Origin of the sequence: Methylomonas sp. DH-1 (genome assembly GCF_046097555.1) — a bacterium.
Taxonomy (GTDB): Bacteria; Pseudomonadota; Gammaproteobacteria; order Methylococcales; family Methylomonadaceae; genus Methylomonas; species Methylomonas koyamae.
On sequence record NZ_CP143089.1, the window covers coordinates 167,221 to 190,371 of the forward strand.

Genomic DNA, 23,151 nt, shown 5'->3' on the forward strand with positions numbered 1-23,151 from the left:
AACAAAAAATGAGCCTGACCCGTAAACAACAAGAGATTTTCGACTTCCTGCTGCAAAACCAGGAACAGTTCAACCATCCGCCAACGCTGGAGGAACTCTGCACGGCGATGGGTTTGAAATCGCGCGGTTCGCTGCACAGCCAGATCAAAGCTTTGATCGACGCCAACCTGGTCGAAGCGCCGGAGCGTAAACAGCGCGGCATCCGTTTGACCGAATACGCCAAGGCCATGGCCAAACCGGCCGAGCAGTCCGACCTATTGCCGTTCGTCGGCTACATCGCCGCCGGCAAACCGATCGAAGCCATCGAAAATATCGCTTACATGGCGGTACCGGAGCAGTTGAAAACCGGCAAGTCCTGTTACGTGTTACAGGTCAAAGGCGATTCGATGTTGGAGGAAGGCATTTTCGACGGCGACTGGGTCGTCATCGAACAACGCAGCCACGCCCGTAACGGCGAGATTGTCGTGGCCTTGGTCGACAAAGCCGAAGCCACGTTGAAGTTCATCGAGCAATATCCGCACGAAACCTTGCTGATACCCGCCAATTCCACGATGCAGGCCATGCGCTACAAGCCCGAGCAAGTGGAAATCCAAGGCGTATTGGTTGGGCAAATGCGGAGTTACACCCACCACCATTAATGAGGAAACGTTATGCCGCGTCAATCAGTCCATATGCGAGACCAAAAAGCCAACCAACTAGCCATGCACATTCGTGCCGACCGCCAGGCGGCGCTGAATATGATCGAGGAAATCACGCTGGTGATTGTATTGTGGGGCGTATTTTTGCTGGCGGCCGGCTGATGCGGGTTGCCGATAGCGGGATTCGCTACCAACGGTCGGCGCGCAATGTATAAACTCTGTTTTTACGCGCCGGCCAGCCATGTCGAAGCCATTAAACACGCCTTGTTCGAGCTGGGCGCCGGTCGTTTCGGCGACTACGACCGCTGCTGCTGGCAGACGCTGGGCCAGGGCCAGTTCCGCCCGTTATCCGGTAGCGAGCCGTATTTAGGCGCCATCGATCGGCTGGAAACCGTTGCCGAGTACAAGGTGGAAATGGTTTGCGCAGACGAGGTTGTCAAAGCCGCCGTGCAAACCCTGCTAGCCTGCCATCCCTACCAACAACCGGCCTACGCCGTTTATAAAATGCTGAATCTCGAAGATTTGCCGTAACGCGGCCGAGAGACAGCCGGCATCAATGGCCTTCGTCGCCGTCCTCGCCTTCCTTCTTGCTGATTTCTTCCAAAGCCAGACTGCCCAGCGCCCCGGCCGGTTTGGTCGCCGAACCCAAGCCCTCGCTCAAGTTGATTTTCAATTTCAGATTGTTCGGCGAATCGGAATTGCGCATCGCTTCTTCCAGTGAGATCACGCCGCTTTTGTACAGCTTCAATAGATGGCTGTCGAAGGTCTGCATACCGACGTTTTCCGACTTTTCCATCGCCTCCTTGATCGCGTGAATGTCGCCTTTATGGATCAAATCGCTGACCAATTTTGTGCCCAACAGGATTTCGATTGCCGCAACCCGCTTGCCTTCGATGGTCGGTACCAGACGTTGCGAAACGAAGGCCTGCAAATTCAACGACAAGTCCATCAACAACTGCGGCCGGCGCTCTTCCGGGAAGAAATTGATGATCCTATCCAGCGCCTGGTTGGCGTTATTGGCATGCAAGGTCGACAGGCACAAATGTCCGGTTTCGGCAAAGGCTAACGCATGTTCCATCGTTTCCTGGCTGCGGATTTCGCCGATCAGGATCACGTCGGGCGCCTGGCGCAAGGTGTTTTTCAATGCGTCCTCGTAACTCAGCGTGTCGACGCCGACTTCGCGCTGGTTGACCAGCGAACGCTTATGCGGGTGAACGAATTCGATCGGGTCTTCGATGGTGATGATGTGGCCCGACGAATTGCTGTTGCGGTAATCGATCAAGGCGGCCAGCGAGGTCGATTTGCCGGAACCGGTGCCGCCGACGAACAAAATCAGGCCGCGCTTTTCCATGATTTTGTCTTTCAAAATTTGCGGCAAGCCTAAAACGTCGGCATTCGGAATATCCACCTTGATATTGCGGATCACCAACGCATAACAATTGCGTTGCTTGAAAATATTGACCCGGAATCGGCCGATGCCCTCTTCGGTAATCGCCAGATTCATCTCCGGTACGTGTTCGAAACTGGCGCGCTGCTCGTTGTCCATCACGCTGTCGGCAATCTGCCTGATCCGCTCCGGAGTCAGCTTGACGTTTTCCAGCGGCTTCAAGGTGCCTTGAAATTTTGCAGCCGGCGGCGCGCCGGCCGTCAAATACAAATCGGAACCGTCGTGCTGCACCAGGATTTTCAAATAGTCTCTAAATTCCATACCGGCCAATCTCGCGTTGAAAAATACCTAAAGTTTAGGCCAATCGGCCGACAAGTGAAGTCCGCCAAAATACCGGGTTGGCCGACTCGCGCCGAGAAATTCTTTGCCATCGCCGCCGATTACTCGTTTATCCTTGCGTTTTTTGCAATGCCGCCGCCGCCATGCCCCGCACCCGATTCAAGCTGAATGACCCGTATGCCGAAATCGATTGGCTGTACGGCATCGTCGCTAGTATCGACGACGCCGCGCTGGTGCTAGGGGCCGACCGGCATATCCTCTACGCCAATCCGGCCGCGGAAGCATTGTTCGAGCTGGCCGGTTCTGAATCCCCTCGCGCCGGCGAATGGCACGCCCGCCTGTATTACCCCGACCGGATGCAGCGTTGCGCCGTCGCCGAATTGCTACGGTCGGCCGGGACTGAGCCTGCGCCCGCAATCGCGCTGTGTCTGGCCAATACTGCCGGTTCCAGCATGGCGTTGTCCTTGAAAATCCGCAAGCTGGACAGCCGGCAAGGCCAAGCCTACCTGCTGCTGTTTTCGCCTCGCGCGCCGAGCCCGGCGCCGGCAGCGGAATCCGCCGTCGAACTATTGGAGCACAGTCCGAATTTGAGCACGGTTCTAAACCACATGCCGGCCATGATCGGCTACTGGGACTGCAATTTGCGCAACCGCTTCGGCAATACCGCTTACGAAGAGTGGTTCGGTTTCACGCCGAGCAGCATGCTCGGCAAACACATCCGCGAAGTGATCGGCGATAAGTTATATGAATTGAACAAACCGTATTTGGACGCGGTACTGCGGGGGGAAGCGCAGTATTTCCAACGCACCATCGTCGATGTTGCCGGCAGGGAGCGTTATACCCAGGCGGCGTATTTGCCGGACTATGCCGACGGCCGGGTCATCGGCTTTTTCGTCCTGGTTACCGATGTGACCGAATTGAAGCGCGCCCAAAAACGGGTCAGCGAATCGGAAGCCAGCCTGCGGGCGATCTACGACAACCTGCCGTTTCTGGCCTGGATGAAAGACCGCGACGGCCGCTACTTGCAAGCCAACAAGCATTGGTTGCAGGCGGTCGGCGTCAATCAACTGCACGCGCTGAACGGTATTACCGATTACGACATCTGGCCGCGCGAGCTGGCCGAACATTACCAGGCGGTGGACCGGGAGGTCATGCAAAACCGCCGCCAAATCCAGCTCACCGAGCGTGCGTTCGACGGCCGCCGCGAAACCTGGACCGAAACCATCAAGTCGCCGGTCATCGGCGAAAACGGCGAAGTGCTCGGCACCACCGGCCTGGCCAGGGACATAACCGAGCAACGCATCGCCGAAGAAACGCTGCGCAATTATAGCGAGCGCTTGCGCCTGGCCACCCAGGCCTCGGCCATCGGCATTTGCGAATGGGACATCGGCAGCGGCCAAGCCGACTGGGATGCGCGGATGTACCAGATATTCGGTATCGCCCAGGGCACGCCGATAGATTACGACGTTTGGGCACAACTGGTTGTCGCGGATGATTTGCCGCGCTGCAAAGCCAAGCTGCGCAAGTTGATCCACCACAAACGGGAACAACATTGGGAATTCCGCATCCGCCGCCAAAGCGACGGCAGTTTGCGCTACATCCAGGCGGCCGCCATCGTCGGCAGCAGCCCCAACGGCGAGCAGCAAAAAATCGTCGGCGTCAATATCGACGTGACCCGCTACAAGACCATCGAGCATGCCTTACGCGACAGCGAAGCCCATTTGGCGCACGCACAAGCGCAGGCTCATCTTGGCAGTTGGCGCCTGGATAGCGATTTGAGTACGTTGCACTGGTCGGACGAAAATTACCGGATATTCGGCACACCAGCAGGAACCGCCGTTACCTATCGACATTTCCTCGATTGCGTACATCCGGAAGACCGAAACTTCGTCGACACCGCCTGGCAAGCGGCAATGAAAGGCGCAATTTTCGATATCCAGCACCGCATCCTGGTAAACGGCCAGCTCAAGTGGCTGCGGGAACGGGCCGAACTGGATTTCGACAGCCAGGGCCGCTTCTTGCGCGCGGTGGGCACGTCTCAAGACATTACCGAGCTGAAGGAGATCGAACGCGATCTGGAGCACTCGCGTTCCCGGTTGCGGCTCCTCTACGCCCGCCGCGAAAAGGCCCGCGAAGAGGAGCGCAAGCGCATCGCCCGCGAAGTGCACGACGAACTCGGCCAGATGCTGACGGCGCTGCGCATGCAAATTTCGTTGATGCGGCTGCGGTTTGCCGGCGGCAACGCCGAGCTGGCGGCAAAAATCCAGGATACGATGGTCTTGCTGGACAAAACCATAGAAGTCACCCGCGACGTGGCAACTTCGTTGCGGCCGTCGGCGATCGAGATGGGCATCGTGCCGGCGCTGGAATGGCAAATCAAAAAATTTTCCGACCAATCCGGTATCGCTTGCGATTTTATCCATCCCGAAAACGGGCTGGATATGGACGAGGAATGCGCGATGGCGGTATTCCGCATCGTTCAGGAGTCGTTGACCAACGTGCTGAAGCATTCCGCCGCGGATAAGGTTAAAATCAGCATCGGCATCGAAGCCGGCCATTACTGTCTGGAAATTTTCGACAACGGCCGCGGCTTCGACGCATCGGACGCTAGGAAAACCCAATCGTTCGGCTTGATCGGCATCCAGGAGCGATCCATCATGCTGGGCGGCGCGACCGAAATACTCAGCTCCCCCGAGGCAGGCACGGCCGTTCGCGTCCGAATCCCGGCCGCCCCCAACAGATACGTTTTATGATTCGACTGGTCATAGCCGACGACCACGCCATCGTGCGTAGCGGGCTCAAACAATTGTTCGCACTGAATGCGGACATCGAAATTAGCGGCGAAGCCGAAAACAGCGAACAACTGCTGGACTGCCTGCAGCGCAGCGCGGTGGACCTGGTGCTGCTGGATTTGAACATGCCCGGCCTGGGCGGCTGCGAGACGATAAGCCGGATCCGGCGGGAGTTCCCAACGCTGCCGGTGCTGGTGTTGAGCATGCACAACGAGCTGCAAATCGTTAGTCTGGCGTTGAAGGCCGGCGCCAACGGCTATCTGACCAAGGACAGCGACCCGGAAATGCTGATGGCCGCAATTCGCAGGGTTGCGGAAGGCCAGCGTTTCATCGATCCGAAACTGGCCGAGAAAATCGTGTTCGCCGACGAAGTCGAGGCCGCAAAAAAACCGCACGAGAAGTTGTCGGCCCGCGAATTTCAAATTCTGCAATTGCTGGCCAGCGGCAAGGGCATCAACGAAATCAGCCAGGAACTGGCGATCAGCAACAAAACCGTCAGCACGTACAAGTCGCGGCTGTGCGAAAAGTTGCAAATCAAAAACACGGCGGAATTGATCCGCTATTACGACGCCCAAATTTGGCAGCCGTAGCCCCAGCCATCTGCTCGCCTTCCGCACTCGACCCGGCGATACGGCAACCGACATAGTCGCAAGCCCTTGTTATGTGTAGGCTTTTAGACCCGGTCGCCGCATTCGGCTTAACCCGGAACGCTTAATCCACAGTATAATGCTGCGTTTTTTCCGTTAATCCCTCCCGTTATGAGTCAACAACGAAAAGCCGTGGCGCTGATTTCCGGCGGCCTGGATTCCATGCTGGCCTGCCAGACCATCATGAACCAGGGCATCCATGTCGAAGGCATCAATTTTTTTACCGGGTTTTGCGTCGAAGGCCACACCCACGCCATCCGTAAGCAGGATGCCGACAAGGTCAAGCGTAACAACGCGCTGTGGGTGGCCGAACAACTCGGCATCAAGCTGCACATCATCGATATCATCGAAGAATACAAACAGGTGTTGCTCAATCCCAAACACGGTTACGGTGCCAATCTGAACCCGTGCCTGGACTGCAAGATCTTCATGGTCAACAAGGCCAAGCAGTGGATGCAGGAAAACGGTTTCGATTTCATCATTACCGGCGAGGTGGTCGGCCAACGGCCGATGTCGCAGCGCAAACAAACCATGCCCATCGTCGCCGCCGAATCCGGCGCCGACGATCTGTTGGTGCGGCCGCTGTCGGCGCAAAACCTGCCGGCCACGCTGCCGGAACGCGAAGGCTGGATCAGCCGCGACAAAATGTTCGGCTTCAGCGGCCGTTCCCGCAAGCCGCAAATGGCCCTGGCCAAGGAATTCGGTTTTGCCGACTACGCCCAACCGGCCGGCGGCTGCTGCTTCCTGACCGACGAAAGTTATTCGTTGAAACTGACCGACCTGTGGCAGGCCCGCGGCAAGCGCGATTACGACCTGGACGACATCATGCTGTTGAAGGTCGGCCGCCATATCCGCCCCCGCCCGCATTTCAAAATCATCGTGGCCCGCGAGGACGGCGAGGCCCGCTTCATGAGCGGCTATAAAAAAGAGTTCGTCAGCATGCATTGCACCAACCACCGCGGCCCGTTGGTCTTGATCGACGGCGAAGTCGGCGAAGACGATCTGGCCTTGGCCGGGCAAATCCTGGCGCGTTACGGCCAGGGCCGCGACGCCGAGCAGGTCGAGGTGACGATACGCGACCGCGCCGGTGCCGAACGCAATATTTTCGTCAAACCGCTGGCAGCCGAGCAAATTCGGGAAGAGTGGTTCGTATGAGTGCGCATGTTTTAAACGCCCGCCGGTTGCTGTGTCCGCTGCCGGTGATCCGCACTCAGGATAAAGTCAAAACCCTGCAAGCCGGCGATGTGTTGACCGTGGAATGCACCGATCCTGGGGTGATGCAGGATATTCCGGCTTGGTGTCGGATTAATGGGCATCAGGTTTTGGAGACTCGTTCGGGTGATGGGGAGTATGTGATTGTGTTGGAAGTGGGGTGAGTTGAGTTGTTGTGTCGCTGTCGCGACGGGTTGATTTAACGTCGGGTCTCGGCCCGACAGCCGAGGTACTTTTCTTTGCTTGTCCAAAGAAAAGTACCCAAAAGAAACGACACCCGGACGCCGCTTGTTCCCTGCGCTCCTCGCTTTTGAACCGGGTTGACGAAAGGGGCTCCTGGCCCTCCGTCAACGCGATGCATCCCTGCATCGCCCCTGCGGGCTAATCCGTCCAAAAGCTCCGGTGCTCGGCGCGGTATACGGGAGGAAAACCGTCGCGAAAGCGAAAAACGGGATTATTTTAGTCGTGGGATAATTACAGAAACTATTTAATCACTTGTTAGGCATCCTCCATGAGCAGCAGTGACCTTATCGCAGCGCTTGCACTCTTTGTTTCGGTTCTAAGCATGGTTCTATCGTTGAAAAGCGCGAACTTTGGCAAAAGAACGAAAATTGCCGAAATGAGGGCGTTAGTTATGTCAAAGGCCGCCGAAGTATCAAATAGATTATTTGAACTTCGTGAGTTCTTCTTGGAGAAGCAGAAAAAGGCTGAGGAACTGAATGACATTACAATGTACAAGGCATTTGACGTCGCAAGAGTTTCAAAGCTACATGAGAAAGCCGAGGCGACTAAGCAGCGCCTTGAAAAGATCCCTAAAGTGAAAGCCCTGGAAGTCTATGAATTGATTTATCACGACCTCGAAGACATAAATCAACATATTATGTCTATGGAAAAGTACGCTCTGCAGCAATACGAAGAGCACACTGCTCGAATACACAAGGATTCGCCCGGCCTAACAAAAAGTTGATGTGGGACGCAGCAGACTACGGGGTAGCCACGCATGGCTTCGCCATTTTATGCGAGGCCACCGCTCCGCTGCCGCGCCTCTTAATTTTGCGTTAGGAGTTCAGCCCGGTGGGCACTGCTGTTTGTGCCCACGCGGATTTATGGTTATCGACTTAACACGGTGGGCAGAAAAGCGTTGCCCACCCTACATTTGAATGTCGCGTTAAGGTCGATGCTACCAAGCGCATCTAAATTACGGGATGGTTTTACCCCGTATGCCGCGCCGAGCACCGGAGCTTTTGGACGGATTAGCCCGTAGGGGCGATGCAGGGATGCATCGCGTTGACGGAGGGGCAGGAGCCCCTTTCGTCAACCCCGTCCAAAAGCGAGGAGCGCAGGGAATAAGCGGCGTTCGGGTGTCGTTTCTTTTGGGTACTTTTCTTTGGACAAGCAAAGAAAAGTACCTCGGCTGTCGGGCCGAGACCCGACACCCAAAAAATCCGTCGCGATAGCGACACAAATTTAAAGTCTAAATCAGGTTACACCAATGGCAGTAGGACAAATCGACTTCCCCACCATGTATGCCGTAAAAGGCATCAAACTCGGCTCCAGTAACGCCGGCATCAAACAAACCGTGCGCGACGACATCTTGGTCATCGAAATGGCCGAAGGCGGCAGTTGCGCGGCGGTGTTTACCCAAAACGCGTTTTGCGCGGCGCCGGTGCATATCGCCAAGGCACATTTGTCGCAAAACCCGCGCTGGCTGCTGGTCAATTCCGGCAATGCCAATGCCGGTACCGGCAAACAAGGCTTGCAGGACGCCTTTGCCTGCTGCGCCGGGTTGGCCGGGGAAGTCGATGCGCTGGCGCAACAGGTGCTGCCGTTTTCGACCGGCGTGATCGGCGAACCGTTGCCGGTGGAAAAACTGGCCGCTGCATTGCCGGCTGCAGTTGCCGACTTGGCCGAATCGCATTGGGATCGGGCGGCGCGGGCGATCATGACCACCGACACCTTTCCGAAAGGGGCGTCGCTGCAGTTGGATATCGGCGGCCATCCGGTCGCGATTACCGGTATTTCCAAAGGCGCCGGCATGATCCAGCCCAATATGGCGACAATGCTGGGCTTTATCGCCACCGACGCCAGAATCGAGCAGGGTCTGCTGCAGGAATGCCTGAATGCGGCGGTCGAACAATCGTTTAACCGGATTACCGTGGACGGCGACACCTCGACCAACGACGCCTGCGTGGTATTGGCCAGCGGCTGTAGCGCGGCGCCGGAAATTTTGCCGGGCAGCGAACATCTGGCAACGTTCGGCGCGGCTCTGGCGACGGTTTGCAAACGGCTGGCGGAATTGATCATTCGCGACGGCGAAGGCGCCACCAAGCTGATGCGTATCATCGTCGAGCAAGCCCGCGACAGCGGCGAAGCGCTACAAGTCGCAAAAACCATCGCCCATTCGCCGTTGGTCAAAACCGCATTCTTCGCTAGCGACCCGAACTGGGGCCGGATTCTGGCCGCCGTGGGCCGGGCCGGCGTCGACAATATGGAACTGGAGAAAATCGAGATTTACCTGGGCACGGTCTGCATCGTCGAAAACGGCGGCCGCGCCCCGTCTTATACCGAACAGGACGGCCAGCGGGTCATGAGCCAAGAGGAAATCGACGTCACGGTGCGTTTGGGCCGCGGCACCGCCAGCGAACCGGTGTTGACCTGCGATTTTTCCTACGATTACGTCAAAATCAACGCCGAATACCGGACTTAATTTCGCCATGGCCCACCGGAATAGCGTGGTTCACGTCGCGGTCGGCGTCGTTCGCGATGCCGCCGGGCGGATACTGATCGCCCAACGCGCTCAACACGCGCACCAGGGCGGCTTGTGGGAGTTTCCCGGCGGCAAGCTGGAGCCCGGCGAGCCGGTGTTGCAGGCTTTGGCCCGGGAACTGCGGGAAGAGGTCGGGATTCGGGTGGCCGCGGCCGAGCCTTTGATCAAAATTCACCACGATTACGGCGACCGCCGCGTGCTGCTGGACGTCTGGAACGTCAACTCGTTCAGCGGCGAAGCTCGGCCCTGCGAAGGCCAGGCCATGCAATGGGTTAATGCCGGCCAGCTTTCCGATTTCGCCTTTCCGGCCGCCAACCTGCCTATCATCGCCGCCGCCCGGCTGCCGGCGTATTACGCCATCCTGGAAGGTCCGGATGCGGAATCGATCATGACGAATTGCCAACGCATCATCGACAACGGCGTCAAATTACTGCAATTCCGGGCTAAAGCGCTGGCCGCCAACGATAAGCAAAACGTGCTCGAACAGGTATTGCAGCAATGCCGGCAACACGCCGTCGAAGTGCTAGTCAACGCCGATCTGGATTTGGATATTAGTCAGGCGCAAGGCCTCCATTTGAGCAGCCGGGCCTTGTTGAGACTGGATCGACGCCCGGCAGGAATGCGCTGGGTCGCAGCGTCTTGCCACAATGCAGCGGAACTGCAGCATGCGCTGGCAATTGGGGCGGATTTTGCGGTGTTGGCGCCGGTCATGCCGACCGCATCGCACCCCGACACGCCGCCGCTGGGCTGGCAACGCTTTAGCGAACTGCTGGAGAGCGCCAACTTGCCGGTCTTCGCCTTGGGCGGATTGGGCCGGCAGGATCTGTCGCTGGCGCAAACCGCCGGTGCCCAAGGCATCGCCGGCATCAGCGCTTTTTTGGTTTGAAGCGGTCTACCGGCGGCTGACGCTACTGCCGCAGCCGGCTATCCTTGGCGGGACAGCCGCTTCGCGATTTTTCTGCCGGCCCGGCGCAGCTCTTTGCCGATAGCAGCCAGCAACGCGGCCGGCGACCGGTTCATCTTTTCCCGCAACGTCCGCCCGCGCTTTTTCGCGACTTCGTAAAGCTCGGGATGCACGCAGTTCATGAACGCCAAATTTTCCAATTCGCGAAAACCCTGATCGAGCAGTTTCCGGTACAGCGGATGGGATTGGTTCACGTACAGAAAGGTATTTTGGACGTAACAGGTATCGATGCCGGCTTTGCCCCAGAATACCGGCCGGAACAAATCGAAAATCGCGTAGCCGCGTTGCCGGAACATCGCGCCCCAATCGCTATGCAGGCGTTCGTTGATGTGGTGGGTTCCGCCCTGGCCGAGGTAGGCCGCACCGAACAGCACCACGTCGGACAAGGCCGCCAGCGAATCGACGAAATTCTCCGACACGGCCGGTTCCAGATGTTCGGCCACTTCCAGCGACATCGCCAAATCGAATTTTTCCGCCGTGCGAATGGTTTGGTTCAAGTCGACCGGATTGAAGCGGATTCTGGCGTCGACCATATTCTGTTGGCTGTTCCAGACGCCATCGTAGCCCACCAGTTTTTCCGCGCCCAAATCGGCCGCCGCCTTCAGCCAGGTGCCGGCGCCGCAGCCCAAATCGACGACGGAGTGCGGCGTATGGAAACCCCAGAGGTAACCGAGATATTGTTCGGCCGACAGCAAACTGCCGGTCTTTTGCGAATCGTAAAAGGCTTGATCGTAGTACTGCTTCATCGGTAACTATGCTGAGATGGAATTAAAAAGGTTGGCCGTCGTCGGCATCCGGCCGACCGGGGTTTTCGTGGTCCCAGACCGGCGGGCCGGGAATCTTGTGCGCTTCGGTGGCCCAATCGCCGAGGTCGATCAGCTTGCAGCGTTCCGAGCAAAACGGTTTGAATTTTTCGGCGGCAACCCACTGCACCGGTTTGCGGCAGGTAGGACAGGCGACTTGCGGCGGGGACTGCGCGGCCATCAGAACATGCAGCGGGTCAAACGGAACTCGACGTCGTCCTGGGTTTGGCACGGCCGGTTTTCATCGGCCGACGGGATCATGAAGCGGATGCTGAAGCGGTGTTTGCCGCCGCTGATCTCGGCGAAACAGCGCTGCTCCGGTTGCAAAGCCACGCGCAGCAATTGCACCGGATGGTTTTTGTTGTCGAGCGCCAATTGAAAAAAACCGGCTTTGGCGACCTCCGGGGTTGGAGTGCTGCTTTGGCGGATGAAGCCTAGAATCAGGTCGATGGCGACCCGGATATCGACAAAGGGTTGGGTCCAGCGCTCCAAATCCTTTTGCTGCTCCAGTTCGTCCTGTTCCAGCCAGTAATGGAACGCCGGCAGATCGAACGAGCAACTGCCGCCTGGAATCGAGTTGCGCTGCGAGATACTCTGAAACAAGTCGCTTTCCATTACGCTGATGCCGATCTTGCCGTTGGCGCTGTATAGGTTACGGCTGGCCTGGTTCAATTCGGCCAGGATTTCCTGTAGTTTTTCGTCGTCGACGCCGTGGTTATGGGCCAATTGGTTCAACACCTTGGTGTGGCGGTCCAATTCTTTGATCAATTCGGATTTCAAATCGCTGCGGCTGAAGATGGTCAGAATGTCCAACAGGACGGAGATGGCGGCGCGTTTGTCGAAAACGGAAGCGCCCAACATGAAATGGCTGAGCTGTTGAAAGAGCTGCTCCAAGCGCATAAACACACGAATTCGTTCGTTGAGCGGGAATTCGTAGACAATTTGTGTATTCAAGCCGATGGTGTCCTGGCGGTGGCTAAAAAAATGTAGGAATTGTGCAGGCTTTTAACCTGTTCTGCAAGCTGCTCCGGCCCGGCGCTGTTGTCGATTACATCGTCGGCGCGGGCCAGCCGTTGCGGCCTCGGCATCTGGCTGGCAACGATGGCCTGGGTCTGTTCGGCGCTGAGTTTGTCCCGGGCCACGACCCGTTCGATCTGGGCTGATTGCGGACAATCGACGACCAGGATCCGGTCCACCGCATACGGATTTTTCGATTCGAGCAGCAACGGCACCGCAATCAGGCAGTATGCGGCTTGCAATGCCGCCACGTCGGCGGCGATGCGGGCGTAGACCCGCGGATGCATGATGCCGTCGAGCCGGCGCCTTTGCTCCGGATCGCTAAAGATCGCCTGGCGCAATTTTGCCCGATCGAGGCTGCCGTCGGCTTGCAATATCTCGGTGCCGAATGCCTGGACGATGGCTTGCAACGCCGGCTGGCCGGGCTCGACCAAGCTGCGGGCGATCAAATCGGCATCGACCACCGGCACGCCCAATTCGGCAAATAAGCGGCAAACCGTGGTCTTGCCGCAGCCGATGCCGCCGGTCAAACCGATTTTCAGCATCGGTCACAGGCCCGTAATTCGCAGATACCAGGCATTCATTTGCTCGCCCCACAGCAAGGCCAGCCAGCCGGCCATTGCCAAGTAAGGCCCGAACGGGATCGGCTTGGCCGCATCGCGCCGGCAGAACACGATCATTGCTATGCCGACCGTTGCGCCGACCAGGGAAGACAACAATACGATCAAAGGTAGATATTGCCAGCCCAGCCAAGCGCCGAATACGGCCAGCAATTTGAAATCGCCGTAGCCCATGCCTTCCTTGCCGGTCAGCAATTTGAAGCCGTGGAATACGCACCAGAGGCTCAAATAGCCGGCTACCGCACCGATAATACTGTCGCGGCTGTCGGCAAAAATGCCGAATACGCTGAGCAGCAAGCCCAACCACACCAAGGGCAGCGTGATGGAATCGGGCAACAATTGTTGGTCGATGTCGATAAAGCTCAACGCAATCAGGCACCAAGTCAAAGGCAAGGCAAAGGCCAAGGCCCAACCGTAACCCAGTTGCCAGGCCACCAGCGCCGAACACAGGCCGGTAAAGGCTTCGATCAGCGGGTAGCGCCAAGCGATTTTCGCGCCGCAGTTGGCGCATTTGCCGCCCAGCAGCAGGTAACTGAAGACCGGGATGTTTTGGTAGGCTTTGATTTCCGCTTTACAAGCCGGGCAATGCGAAGCCGGCAGCAACAAGTCGAAACGTTCGGCCGGAGCTTCCGCCGGCAATTCCAGGTACTCGCGGCACTCTCGGCGCCAACCGGCCTGCATCATCAGCGGCAGCCGGTAAATCACCACGTTCAGAAAGCTGCCGACCAACAGGCCGAGTACTAAAGCGCTGCCGGTCAGAAGACCGGCGGATTGGGCTAAGGCGTTAAACAACATAGGCAAGCAGGAAAGATTGGCCGGCTCCGAGACCCGTAACAGGCCGGAGCCGGCAATACGTTAGATAGCGGCGCCCAATTTGAAGATCGGCAAATACATCGCCACGATCAAGCCGCCGACCAGAATACCCAAGATCACCATGATGATAGGTTCCATCAAGCTGCTCAGGTTATCGACCAGGTTGTCGACCTCTTCTTCGTAAAAGTCGGCGACCTTGTCCAGCATCGCGTCGATCGAACCGGACTCCTCGCCGATAGCCACCATTTGCACCACCATATTCGGAAACATGCCGGTGGTTTCCAAGGCGAATTTCAATTGCTGGCCGGTGGCGACGTCGTCGCGCACCTTCATCACGGCTTCGTAGAACAGGATGTTGCCGCAGGCGCCGGCGACCGAGACCAAGGCTTCGACCAACGGCACGCCGGCGGCCGACATCGTCGACAGCGTGCGGGCGAAGCGGGCAATCGCCGATTTTTGCAGGATCATGCCGACCACCGGGATTTTTAGCAGCATCCGGTCCAGAAAATGGTTGAAGGCCTTGGAACGCTTCTTAAAGTAGGTAAACGTGTAACCGCCGATAAACAGCACGCCGACCACGGCCCACCACCACTCCTGTACCCAGGCCGACAATTCGATGACGAATTGGGTGAAAGCCGGCAAATCGGCGCCGAAGCCTTTAAACAAATCCTCGAACACCGGCACCACGAATACCAACAAAATCGCCGTGACGATAAACGCCACCACCAGAACCGCAACCGGATAGGTCAGGGCTTTTTTGACTTTTTTCTTGATCGATTCGGTTTTTTCCTTGTAGGTGGCGATTTTGTCCAACAGGGTTTCCAGTACCCCGGCATGCTCGCCGGCTTCGACCAGATTGCAGAACAGAGCATCGAAATACAAAGGCTTGCGGCCCAGCGCCTGTGCCAGCGTGTCGCCGCCCTCGACGTCGGCTTTGATCGACAGCAGCATTTCCGACATACTGGCGTTGTCGTGGCCCCTGCCGATGATATCGAACGACTGCACCAACGGCACCCCCGCCGCCAGCATCGTCGCCAATTGGCGGGCGAATACCGCGATATCGCCCGGCGTGATTTTTTGTACCCGCGGACTGAACAAGGGTTTCGCCTTGGGTTTGATGCCGACCACCCTGATGCCCATCCGCCGCAATTCGGCGCGGGCGATTACCTCGCTCTTGGCGCTGATGGTGCCCCTGGTTTTCTTGTTCTGTTTGTCGAAGCCGTCCCAGTTGAATTCGATCTGCTCTTCTTGTTTTGCCATGATTATTCCGTGGTGACGCGGTCAATTTCTTCCAGCGAGGTAATGCCCTGGCGGACTTTCAACAAACCGGAGGCGCGCAAATCGTTGATGCCTTCGCTGCGTGACAATTCGGCCATTTCCATCGCATTGCCGCCGCGCAGGATCAAGGCCCGCATTTTTTCGGTGATCGGCATCACTTGGTAAATACCGACCCGCCCTTTATAGCCGTTATTGCAATGTTCGCAGCCCACCGGCCCATATATTTTGAAGGTACCGATGTCCTCTTTTTTGAAGCCAGCCGAGATTAGCGCAGTTTCCGGATAGTCCATTTCCTTTTTACAATGTTCGCACAAGCGCCGTGCCAGCCGTTGCGCCATGATCAGCAAAACCGCCGACACGATGTTGAACGGCTCGATACCCATTTGCACCAAGCGGTTAATAGTCTGCGGCGCGTCGTTGGTGTGCAGCGTCGACAACACCAAGTGGCCGGTTTGCGCCGCTTTGACCGCGATACTGGCGGTTTCGTAATCGCGAATCTCGCCGACCATGATGATATCCGGGTCTTGCCGCAAGAACGCCTTGAGGGCTTCGGCGAAGGTCAAACCGGCTTTGGGGTTGACGTTGACCTGGTTGATGCCTTCCACGGTGATCTCGACCGGGTCTTCGGCCGTGGAAATATTGGTCTCGACGCTGTTCAGTATGTTCAAACCGGTGTACAGCGACACGGTCTTACCGCTACCGGTCGGTCCGGTGACCAATACCATGCCGTAGGGTTTATGAATCGCATCGAGGAAATTTTTCTGTTGTTCCGGTTCGAACCCGAGTTTTTCGATACCGATTTGGGCGCTGGTCGGATCGAGAATCCGCAACACCACTTTTTCGCCGAACAAGGTCGGACAGGTATTGACCCGGAAATCGATGGCGCGGTTTTTCGAGATCTGCATCTTGATCCGGCCGTCCTGCGGTACCCGCCGCTCGGCGATGTCCATTTTCGACATGACTTTCAGCCGGGAAATGATCCGGTTGGCGATGCCCACCGGCGGACTGGCTACTTCCGACAGAATGCCGTCGGCGCGGAAGCGGATGCGGAACCGCTTCTCGAACGGTTCCATGTGAATATCCGATACGCCGCGCTTGATCGAGTCCAGCAGAATCTTGTTGACGAAACGTACGATAGGCGCGTCGTCGATATCCGAACCGGAAGTTTCCTCGGCCGGCTTAGCTTCATCGCCGGCGGAAATGTCGATGTTGTCCAGATCGTCGTCGAGCAAATCCTTCATCGATGTATCGGCCGCTTCCAATGCGGTATCGATCATCTTCATCAATTTGTCTTCTTCGACCAGGATGTTCTCGGTGTTGTGCCGAGTGTGGAACTTGATCTCGTCCAGGGCCTGGAAATTGGTCGGATCGGCCGTCGCCACGAACAAGCGGTTGCCGCGTTTGAACAAGGGCAATGCGTGGTGCTGGCGAATCAATTTTTCGCTGACCAGTTTGATCGGCAGGAACGACGGATCGATCGCGTCCAGGTCGAGAAACGGCACGCCGAACTCGGCCGAGGCCAGCGTGGCGATGGTTTTACTATCCGCGTATTTATGTTCGACCAGATAGCTAATAAACGCCTGTTTGCGTTTTTGCGCCTCCTGCAAACAGGTCGCGGCCGACTCTTCGGTCAGCAGTCCCTTTTGAATCAGGCACTTAACCAGGCCGCTGAAATGAATGTTGGAAGGTGCTGTCGCCATGAAAAAAGGTCAAGATTGGTTTTACTGCAGCTTTGTGCTGCAAATATAGATGAAGTAAGGATATTATCCAAACTCGACGCTACGTAACGGCCCGCTACCGGCAGGCGGAGCCGGTGCGGAGGGGCAGCCGCCGGGCGTGGTGGCGGCTGCGGCTAAAGCGGCTTAAATTTCGTGGTAGATCGCCGCACCTTCTTCCAGGAACTGCTTGGATTTTTCCTCCATGCCGATTTTTAAAGCCTCCGCTTCCTCCAGGCCTTTTTGTTCGGCGTAATTGCGCACGTCCTGGGTGATTTTCATCGAGCAGAAATGCGGGCCGCACATCGAACAAAAGTGAGCAACTTTAGCCGATTCTTTCGGCAGCGTTTCGTCGTGGAAGGAACGAGCTTTTTCCGGGTCCAGCGCCAGGTTGAACTGGTCTTCCCAACGGAATTCGAAGCGGGCCTTGGACATGGCATTGTCGCGAATCTGCGCGCCGGGATGGCCCTTGGCCAGGTCGGCGGCATGAGCGGCGATTTTGTAGGTGACGATGCCTTCGCGGACGTCCTGCTTGTTGGGCAGGCCCAAATGCTCTTTTTGCGTCACGTAGCACAGCATCGCGCAGCCATACCAACCGATGTTGGCGGCGCCGATAGCGGAAGTGATGTGGTCGTAGCCGGGCGCGATGTCGGTGGTCAAAGGCCCCAAGGTGTAGAACGGCGCTTCGAAGCAATCTTCCAGCTGCTTGTCCATGTTGACCTTGATCATTTGCAGCGGCACGTGGCCGGGCCCTTCGATCATGGTCTGCACGTCGTGTTTCCAGGCGATTTGGGTCAATTCGCCCAGGGTTTCCAGTTCGCCGAACTGGGCCGCGTCGTTGGCGTCGTAAATCGAGCCCGGACGTAAACCGTCGCCCAATGAGAACGACACGTCGTAGGCCTTCATGATTTCGCAGATTTCTTCGAAGTGCGTATACAGGAAGCTCTCGGTGTGGTGAGCCAGACACCATTTGGCCATGATCGAGCCGCCGCGCGAGACGATGCCGGTCAGGCGTTTGGCGGTCAACGGCACGTGTTGCAGGCGGACGCCGGCGTGGATCGTGAAGTAATCCACGCCCTGCTCGGCCTGTTCGATCAGGGTGTCGCGGAAGATGTCCCAGGTCAGTTCTTCGGCTTTGCCGTCGACTTTTTCCAGCGCTTGGTAGATCGGCACGGTACCAATCGGCACCGGCGAGTTGCGTAAAATCCATTCGCGGGTTTCGTGAATGTTTTTGCCGGTCGACAAATCCATGATGGTGTCGGCGCCCCAACGGATGCCCCACAGCATTTTTTCGACTTCTTCCTCGATCGACGAAGTAATCGCCGAGTTACCCAGGTTGCCGTTGATCTTGACCAGGAAGTTGCGGCCGATGATCATCGGCTCCAGTTCCGGGTGGTTGATGTTGGCCGGGATGATGGCGCGGCCTCTGGCGACTTCGGAACGCACAAACTCCGGCGTAATGAAGGATTGAATGTTGGCGCCATAGGAGAAGCCGGGGTGTTGGCCTTGGTAACGGTCGCGCATCGCTTCCAGATTCTGGTTTTCGCGGATGGCGATGTACTCCATTTCCGGAGTAATGATGCCTTTACGGGCGTAGTGCATCTGGCTGACGTTGTGCCCGGACTTGGCGCGGCGCGGATTGCGGGTCAACTCAAAACGCAGGTGCGCGGTTTTCGGGTCGTGCAGACGCTCGTGGCCGAATTTGGAGGTCGGACCGCTCAGCAATTCGGTATCGCCGCGCTCTTCTATCCATTTGCCACGCACCGAGCCCAAGCCTTGGTGCAGATTGATGTCGACGTTGGGGTCGGTGTACGGGCCGGAGGTGTCGTAGACGAAGATCGGCGGGTTTTTCTCGGCGCCGAAATGGGCCGGCGTGTCCGACAGGTTGATCTGCCGCATCGGCACCCGCATGTCGGGTCGGCTGCCCTGGATATAGATTTTTTCCGAGGCGGGGTAGGAATCGATTCTTACGCTACTGCCGGTGTCGGTAGTAATTTCATTGCGGACAGCGCTCATGCTTATCTCCAAAAATCAGAATAAATCGCGAGCGCAGGGAAGGATTGGCTTTCCTACGCCGGCATTAACCGGATCAGGTTCGAAGGGTTTTTCTCAGCTTCCGCACTGGAATTGGGCGGAAACACCCCTAGCCTTTTAGGTGGGTCGGTACGTTAAATGATAATCCGGGCAATTGCAAGCGCGGATAATACGTCCGTCGCCGCAAAAAGCTTATAAAACAATAGGTTTTATCGCGCCGTCGCCAAACGCCGGCTAATTGCTATGATAAACGCCACCTAGCCAGCCATTTAAGCCATGACCGACGAACAAGCCTTTACCGATCTCGACCGCGGTTTCGCCCGCTTCCTTGCCGAACGCAGTCGCTTGAGCGGCGCGAACAAAAACAGCTTCGAAACCTTGCTGCTGCAGTTATCGGCCCAGCAGAGCGCCGGCCACAGTTGCATTGCGATCGGTGCGGAAGATCGGGAAATCGTGCTGGCTTCCGGGCTGGCCTCCGCCGACCGGGCCACGCCGTTGATCGCCGAAGCCGAGCGCTTGTATTTACAGCGCTACTGGCATTACGAGGAACGCCTGGCTCGGCAACTTGGGGCGCTGGCCCGGCAACAATTCGATGCCAGGCATCTCGAAGCTTGTCTGGACCGCTATTTTCCGAGCCAAGGCGACGAAATCGATTGGCAGAAAACCGCGGCGCAAGCAGCCGTCGGCCAGGCTTTGAGCATCATTACCGGCGGCCCCGGAACCGGCAAAACCACGACGGTACTGAAAATTTTGGCCCTATTACTGGAAACCAGTCGCCAATCGTTACACGTCGCCTTGGCCGCCCCCACCGGCAAGGCCGCCATGCGCTTGCAAGAGTCGATTGTCGCCAACAAGCCCGGCCTGGATTGCGCGGCCGAGGTCAAAGACCGGATTCCGGAGCAAGCCAACACGCTGCATCGGTTGCTCGGCGCCAAGCCTCCCACGCCTTATTTTCGCCACGACGCCGGCAATCCGCTGCCTTACGACGTGGTGGTGGTGGACGAAACCTCGATGGTCGATCTGGCGTTGATGAGTAAATTGGTCGATGCGCTGAAACCAGGCTCGCGTTTGATTTTACTGGGCGACAAGGATCAGTTGGCCTCGGTCGAGTCCGGCTCCGTCTTGGCCGATCTTTCCGCCGGCCTGGCCGAAAACACGGTGGAATTGCAGAAATCCCATCGGTTCCAAGGTCAAATCAAACAACTTGCCGTGGCCGTGAACCGCCAGGATGCCGAACTGTCCTGGCAACTGCTGCAAGAGCCGAATTCTGCGGTTCGGCGCCTGAATGGCGACCCGATCGACTGGATCATTGAAAACTATGCCGAATATTTGCAGGCCATTGCGGACCGCGCGGATCCGGTTCGAATTTTCGCAGCCTTCAACCGCTTTCGGGTGCTTTGCAGCAATCAACGCGGCCACAACTCGGTCGGCGAGATTAACCGGCGGGTAGAGCAGGAATTGGCAAGCCGCGGCAAAATCCGGTCCGGATCGATATGGTATGCCGGCAAGCCGGTCATGATCACCGCCAATCACGCCGGCATGCAGCTTTATAACGGCGACATCGGCTTATGCTTGAACGACGCTGAACACGGCGGCCAGCTCAGGGTGTTTTTCCCGCGCGGCGAGGAATTCCGAAAAGTGTTGCCGGCCCGGTTGCCACCCTGGGAAACGGTGTTTGCGATGACGATCCATAAAAGCCAGGGCTCGGAGTTCGAAAACATCGTGATTGCCTTACCCGATGCCGTCAATCCGGTTCTGAGCAAGGAGCTGCTGTACACGGCGATTACCCGCGCCAAAAAATCGGTCGCCGTCAGCGCGGAGCAGGCCATCTTCGATGCCTGCGTCGGCCATCGTGTCGCCAGATACAGCGGTTTAGCCGCAAAATTGCAAACTTACGCTTCCGGACCAAGCCGATGAAATCGATTAAAAAACGCAGCAAACGCTTATTGGCTGAGATCGAAGCCGCAGCGGACCGGTTAGTGGCTCTGAGTGCAGATTTGGACCTTTTCCAAGGTTTATGCGAAACGGCCGGCCAGATTGGTGCATGCGCGGTTGCGCTGGCCGAACAAGTGTCCGCGGCCGATAAGTCCGAAGCGGGGCTGGTACTGGTTCAGTCGCCCGAGTTGGCTCGGCTGGCGGATTTTGCCGATCTGGATGCGATCAGTCTGCTGGAAGAGCGCATGTTTGCCGTCCAGGCCGATCTGGAGCAAGGTGAGATCGGCCGTTTTTTGCAACAGGTGTTGGAAAAATCCGAGAAGCTGTATGCCGCGCTTTTGCAAAGCATCCAGCAACTGCTGGAGCTGGCGGAAGAAGCTGAACAGAATTAGTGGCTGCGTTGCACCGAAAAGTGGGCCAAGGCTTCCAGGGCTTGCCTATATTCCGAATCCGGCAGGCAGTCCAATGCGGCAATCGCCAAGCCCGCCGCGCGTTCGGCGCATTGCTCGGTATATTCGATTGCATTGGTTGCTTTGACGACTTCGTAAACCTCGTTGAACGCTTCGCGCGAACCCTGTCTGATCGCATCGACCACGATTTGCGATTGGCGTTCGTCGCCGTGCTGGATGGCGTAAATCAGCGGCAGGGTCGGCTTGCCTTCGGCAAGGTCGTCTCCGAGATTTTTACCTAGCTCCTCGCTATTGGCCTTGTAATCCAGCGCGTCGTCGATCAATTGAAACGCTACGCCCAGTTGTTGGCCGTAAACCGCCAAAGCTTCTTCGATGGCGGCGTCCGCCCCGGAAACGACGGCGGCCAGCCGAGTTGCCGTGCTGAATAGAATTGCGGTTTTGCGGGCAATCACTTCCAGGTACTTGGCTTCGCTGGTCTCCGGGTTGTTGCAATTCAACAGCTGCAACACCTCGCCTTCGGCGATTGCGGTGGTGGTCTTGGACATGATGTCCATCACCCGCATGTTGTCGGTCCGCACCATCATTTCGAACGCGCTGGAATATAAGTAGTCGCCGACTAATACGCTGGCGGCATTGCCCCACACCGCATTGGCGGATTCTTTGCCGCGGCGCAATTCGGACTCGTCGACCACGTCGTCGTGCAGCAAAGTGGCGGTATGGATAAATTCGATCACGGCCGCCAGCGTCAAATGCCGCTCGTCGATCCGGCCCAGGGCTTTTGCCGCCAACAACAGCAACATCGGCCGCAACCGCTTGCCGCCGTTACCGATGATGTAATGGCCGATTTGATTGATCAGCACAACATCGGAGCTCAGTTCGTTTAAAATTAACCGGTCGACGGCCAGAGTCTCGGCGGTGGTTAAATTTTTAATCGAATCGAAATCTATAGGGGCTGAAGCTGGCGTTGAAACTTTAGCTATCATGAAGTTTTTTGGCTAATCGCCTGTCGACGCGTGACGTAAATAACCGGTCATGCTATGAACAATCGCAGATAGTGTCAATAGCACCCCACCAATACGGAATGGTCGCCGTAGTATTATCAGGAATTTAGGTTTGACGTAAGCCTTGTTAAAAAATATAATCTGCTGTTCACTTTTAACAGATTATGCTTGATGGAGCTTACGCTGATGTATGCGGTAATTCAAACAGGTGGTAAACAGTATCGTGTCGCAGAGGGTACTACCTTAAAAATAGAAAAACTTGAGTTGGGCGCCGGCGACAGCGTTGAGTTCGATAAAGTGCTGATGGTTCAATCCGGCGACTCTGTAAAAGTAGGCCAGCCTTACGTCGACGGCGGCAAAGTGACTGCAACGGTAGTCTCGCAAGGCCGGCACAAGAAAGTCAGAATCATTAAATTCAGAAGACGCAAGCACCACATGAAGCAACAGGGGCATCGTCAATATTACACCGAAGTGCAAATCACCGGCATTTCCGCATAATCAAGAGGTTAGAAAATGGCTCACAAGAAGGCAGGCGGTAGTACCCGCAACGGTCGCGACTCTAATGCACAACGACTGGGCGTCAAACGTTTTGGCGGCCAAGTCGTAAAAGCTGGCAACATCCTGGTTCGCCAACGCGGCACCAAATTCCACGCCGGCGACAATGTCGGTATCGGCAAAGACCACACTCTGTTCGCTTTGACCGACGGCAAAGTGGTTTTCGTCGAAAAAGGCCCGCAAAACCGCAAATACGTCAGTATTGCAGCAGCGTAAATTCTGAT

24 protein-coding genes and 1 riboswitch are annotated in these 23,151 nt (G+C 57.0%); of the genes, 14 read left to right on the plus strand and 10 right to left on the minus strand.

Annotated features, from left to right (window positions below):
• Positions 1 to 8 precede the first annotated feature (8 nt).
• The 3 genes from lexA to VXJ35_RS00760 are packed head-to-tail and all read left to right on the plus strand — an operon-like array spanning position 9 to position 1,169.
• Positions 9 to 638, plus strand: a complete 630-nt coding sequence (lexA, locus tag VXJ35_RS00750) for a transcriptional repressor LexA (RefSeq protein ID WP_064023307.1) — start codon at positions 9 to 11, stop codon at positions 636 to 638.
• A 12-nt stretch (positions 639 to 650) separates the two neighbouring features.
• A complete protein-coding gene (locus VXJ35_RS00755) occupies positions 651 to 800 on the plus strand; it encodes a hypothetical protein (protein WP_157198033.1) in 150 nt (49 codons plus the stop codon).
• Between the two features lie 45 nt (positions 801 to 845).
• On the plus strand, positions 846 to 1,169 hold the full coding sequence (locus VXJ35_RS00760; protein ID WP_054759467.1) for a hypothetical protein: 324 nt from the start codon (positions 846 to 848) through the stop codon (positions 1,167 to 1,169).
• A gap of 22 nt (positions 1,170 to 1,191) precedes the next feature.
• Here VXJ35_RS00760 and VXJ35_RS00765 read toward each other — a convergent pair whose 3' ends face one another.
• Positions 1,192 to 2,346, minus strand: a complete 1,155-nt coding sequence (locus VXJ35_RS00765; RefSeq protein ID WP_054759524.1) for a PilT/PilU family type 4a pilus ATPase — start codon at positions 2,344 to 2,346, stop codon at positions 1,192 to 1,194.
• A gap of 161 nt (positions 2,347 to 2,507) precedes the next feature.
• Between VXJ35_RS00765 and VXJ35_RS00770 the strand changes: the two genes are divergently transcribed.
• From VXJ35_RS00770 to VXJ35_RS00800, 7 genes are all read left to right on the plus strand, one after another.
• Positions 2,508 to 5,117 (plus strand): PAS domain-containing protein, encoded by a 2,610-nt coding sequence (locus tag VXJ35_RS00770; RefSeq protein ID WP_064020086.1) that lies wholly within the window; start codon positions 2,508 to 2,510, stop codon positions 5,115 to 5,117.
• Positions 5,114 to 5,746 (plus strand): response regulator transcription factor, encoded by a 633-nt coding sequence (locus VXJ35_RS00775; protein ID WP_064020087.1) that lies wholly within the window; start codon positions 5,114 to 5,116, stop codon positions 5,744 to 5,746. Before VXJ35_RS00770 ends, VXJ35_RS00775 begins: the two co-directional genes overlap by 4 nt.
• Positions 5,747 to 5,914: 168 nt before the next feature.
• Positions 5,915 to 6,958, plus strand: a complete 1,044-nt coding sequence (locus VXJ35_RS00780) for a tRNA (5-methylaminomethyl-2-thiouridylate)-methyltransferase (protein ID WP_064020088.1) — start codon at positions 5,915 to 5,917, stop codon at positions 6,956 to 6,958.
• Positions 6,955 to 7,179: a sulfurtransferase TusA family protein gene (locus VXJ35_RS00785; protein WP_064020089.1), complete on the plus strand. Its 225-nt coding sequence runs from the start codon at positions 6,955 to 6,957 to the stop codon at positions 7,177 to 7,179. Before VXJ35_RS00780 ends, VXJ35_RS00785 begins: the two co-directional genes overlap by 4 nt.
• A 347-nt stretch (positions 7,180 to 7,526) precedes the next feature.
• The gene (locus VXJ35_RS00790; RefSeq protein WP_064020090.1) at positions 7,527 to 7,982 is read left to right on the plus strand and encodes a hypothetical protein; all 456 of its coding nucleotides are present in this window, start codon (positions 7,527 to 7,529) and stop codon (positions 7,980 to 7,982) included.
• A gap of 525 nt (positions 7,983 to 8,507) precedes the next feature.
• A complete protein-coding gene (argJ, locus tag VXJ35_RS00795) occupies positions 8,508 to 9,722 on the plus strand; it encodes a bifunctional glutamate N-acetyltransferase/amino-acid acetyltransferase ArgJ (protein WP_064020091.1) in 1,215 nt (404 codons plus the stop codon).
• Between the two features lie 7 nt (positions 9,723 to 9,729).
• Entirely contained in the window at positions 9,730 to 10,668 is a 939-nt protein-coding gene (locus VXJ35_RS00800) for a Nudix family hydrolase (protein ID WP_064020092.1), read from the plus strand.
• Positions 10,669 to 10,706: 38 nt separating this feature from the next.
• Here VXJ35_RS00800 and VXJ35_RS00805 read toward each other — a convergent pair whose 3' ends face one another.
• The 8 genes from VXJ35_RS00805 to thiC all read right to left on the minus strand — a co-directional run bounded on the left by VXJ35_RS00805 (position 10,707) and on the right by thiC (position 19,008).
• Positions 10,707 to 11,492 carry a bifunctional 2-polyprenyl-6-hydroxyphenol methylase/3-demethylubiquinol 3-O-methyltransferase UbiG gene (locus VXJ35_RS00805; protein ID WP_064020093.1) on the minus strand — a complete coding sequence of 262 codons (786 nt, stop codon included), beginning with the start codon at positions 11,490 to 11,492 and terminating at the stop codon, positions 10,707 to 10,709.
• Between the two features lie 22 nt (positions 11,493 to 11,514).
• Positions 11,515 to 11,730: a DNA gyrase inhibitor YacG gene (locus VXJ35_RS00810; RefSeq protein ID WP_064020094.1), complete on the minus strand. Its 216-nt coding sequence runs from the start codon at positions 11,728 to 11,730 to the stop codon at positions 11,515 to 11,517.
• Positions 11,730 to 12,503: a cell division protein ZapD gene (gene zapD / locus VXJ35_RS00815; protein WP_064020095.1), complete on the minus strand. Its 774-nt coding sequence runs from the start codon at positions 12,501 to 12,503 to the stop codon at positions 11,730 to 11,732. The genes VXJ35_RS00810 and zapD overlap by 1 nt, the downstream gene beginning before the upstream one ends.
• Positions 12,500 to 13,111, minus strand: a complete 612-nt coding sequence (gene coaE / locus VXJ35_RS00820; protein ID WP_064020096.1) for a dephospho-CoA kinase — start codon at positions 13,109 to 13,111, stop codon at positions 12,500 to 12,502. The genes zapD and coaE overlap by 4 nt, the downstream gene beginning before the upstream one ends.
• Before the next feature lie 3 nt (positions 13,112 to 13,114).
• Positions 13,115 to 13,981 carry an A24 family peptidase gene (locus tag VXJ35_RS00825; protein WP_064020097.1) on the minus strand — a complete coding sequence of 289 codons (867 nt, stop codon included), beginning with the start codon at positions 13,979 to 13,981 and terminating at the stop codon, positions 13,115 to 13,117.
• A gap of 60 nt (positions 13,982 to 14,041) precedes the next feature.
• On the minus strand, positions 14,042 to 15,259 hold the full coding sequence (locus VXJ35_RS00830) for a type II secretion system F family protein (RefSeq protein WP_064020098.1): 1,218 nt from the start codon (positions 15,257 to 15,259) through the stop codon (positions 14,042 to 14,044).
• Positions 15,260 to 15,261: 2 nt separating this feature from the next.
• Entirely contained in the window at positions 15,262 to 16,977 is a 1,716-nt protein-coding gene (gene pilB, locus VXJ35_RS00835; protein WP_064020099.1) for a type IV-A pilus assembly ATPase PilB, read from the minus strand.
• Positions 16,978 to 17,139: 162 nt separating this feature from the next.
• A complete protein-coding gene (gene thiC, locus VXJ35_RS00840) occupies positions 17,140 to 19,008 on the minus strand; it encodes a phosphomethylpyrimidine synthase ThiC (protein WP_064020100.1) in 1,869 nt (622 codons plus the stop codon).
• Between the two features lie 33 nt (positions 19,009 to 19,041).
• A riboswitch (TPP riboswitch) is annotated at positions 19,042 to 19,147 on the minus strand.
• Between the two features lie 155 nt (positions 19,148 to 19,302).
• Here thiC and recD point away from each other — a divergent pair.
• Positions 19,303 to 20,943: an exodeoxyribonuclease V subunit alpha gene (gene recD, locus VXJ35_RS00845; protein ID WP_064020101.1), complete on the plus strand. Its 1,641-nt coding sequence runs from the start codon at positions 19,303 to 19,305 to the stop codon at positions 20,941 to 20,943.
• The gene (locus tag VXJ35_RS00850) at positions 20,940 to 21,353 is read left to right on the plus strand and encodes a hypothetical protein (protein ID WP_064020102.1); all 414 of its coding nucleotides are present in this window, start codon (positions 20,940 to 20,942) and stop codon (positions 21,351 to 21,353) included. The genes recD and VXJ35_RS00850 overlap by 4 nt, the downstream gene beginning before the upstream one ends.
• On the opposite strand, the gene ispB is transcribed toward VXJ35_RS00850, so the two are convergent.
• Complete coding sequence (ispB, locus tag VXJ35_RS00855) at positions 21,350 to 22,354, minus strand: octaprenyl diphosphate synthase (protein ID WP_064020103.1); 1,005 nt, start codon at positions 22,352 to 22,354, stop codon at positions 21,350 to 21,352. The two genes, VXJ35_RS00850 and ispB, sit on opposite strands and share 4 nt — an antisense overlap.
• Positions 22,355 to 22,558: 204 nt before the next feature.
• Between ispB and rplU the strand changes: the two genes are divergently transcribed.
• Positions 22,559 to 22,870, plus strand: coding sequence for a 50S ribosomal protein L21 (rplU, locus tag VXJ35_RS00860; RefSeq protein WP_054759526.1), 312 nt, complete (start codon positions 22,559 to 22,561; stop codon positions 22,868 to 22,870).
• Positions 22,871 to 22,885: 15 nt separating this feature from the next.
• A complete protein-coding gene (gene rpmA, locus VXJ35_RS00865; protein WP_054759493.1) occupies positions 22,886 to 23,143 on the plus strand; it encodes a 50S ribosomal protein L27 in 258 nt (85 codons plus the stop codon).
• Positions 23,144 to 23,151 lie beyond the last annotated feature (8 nt).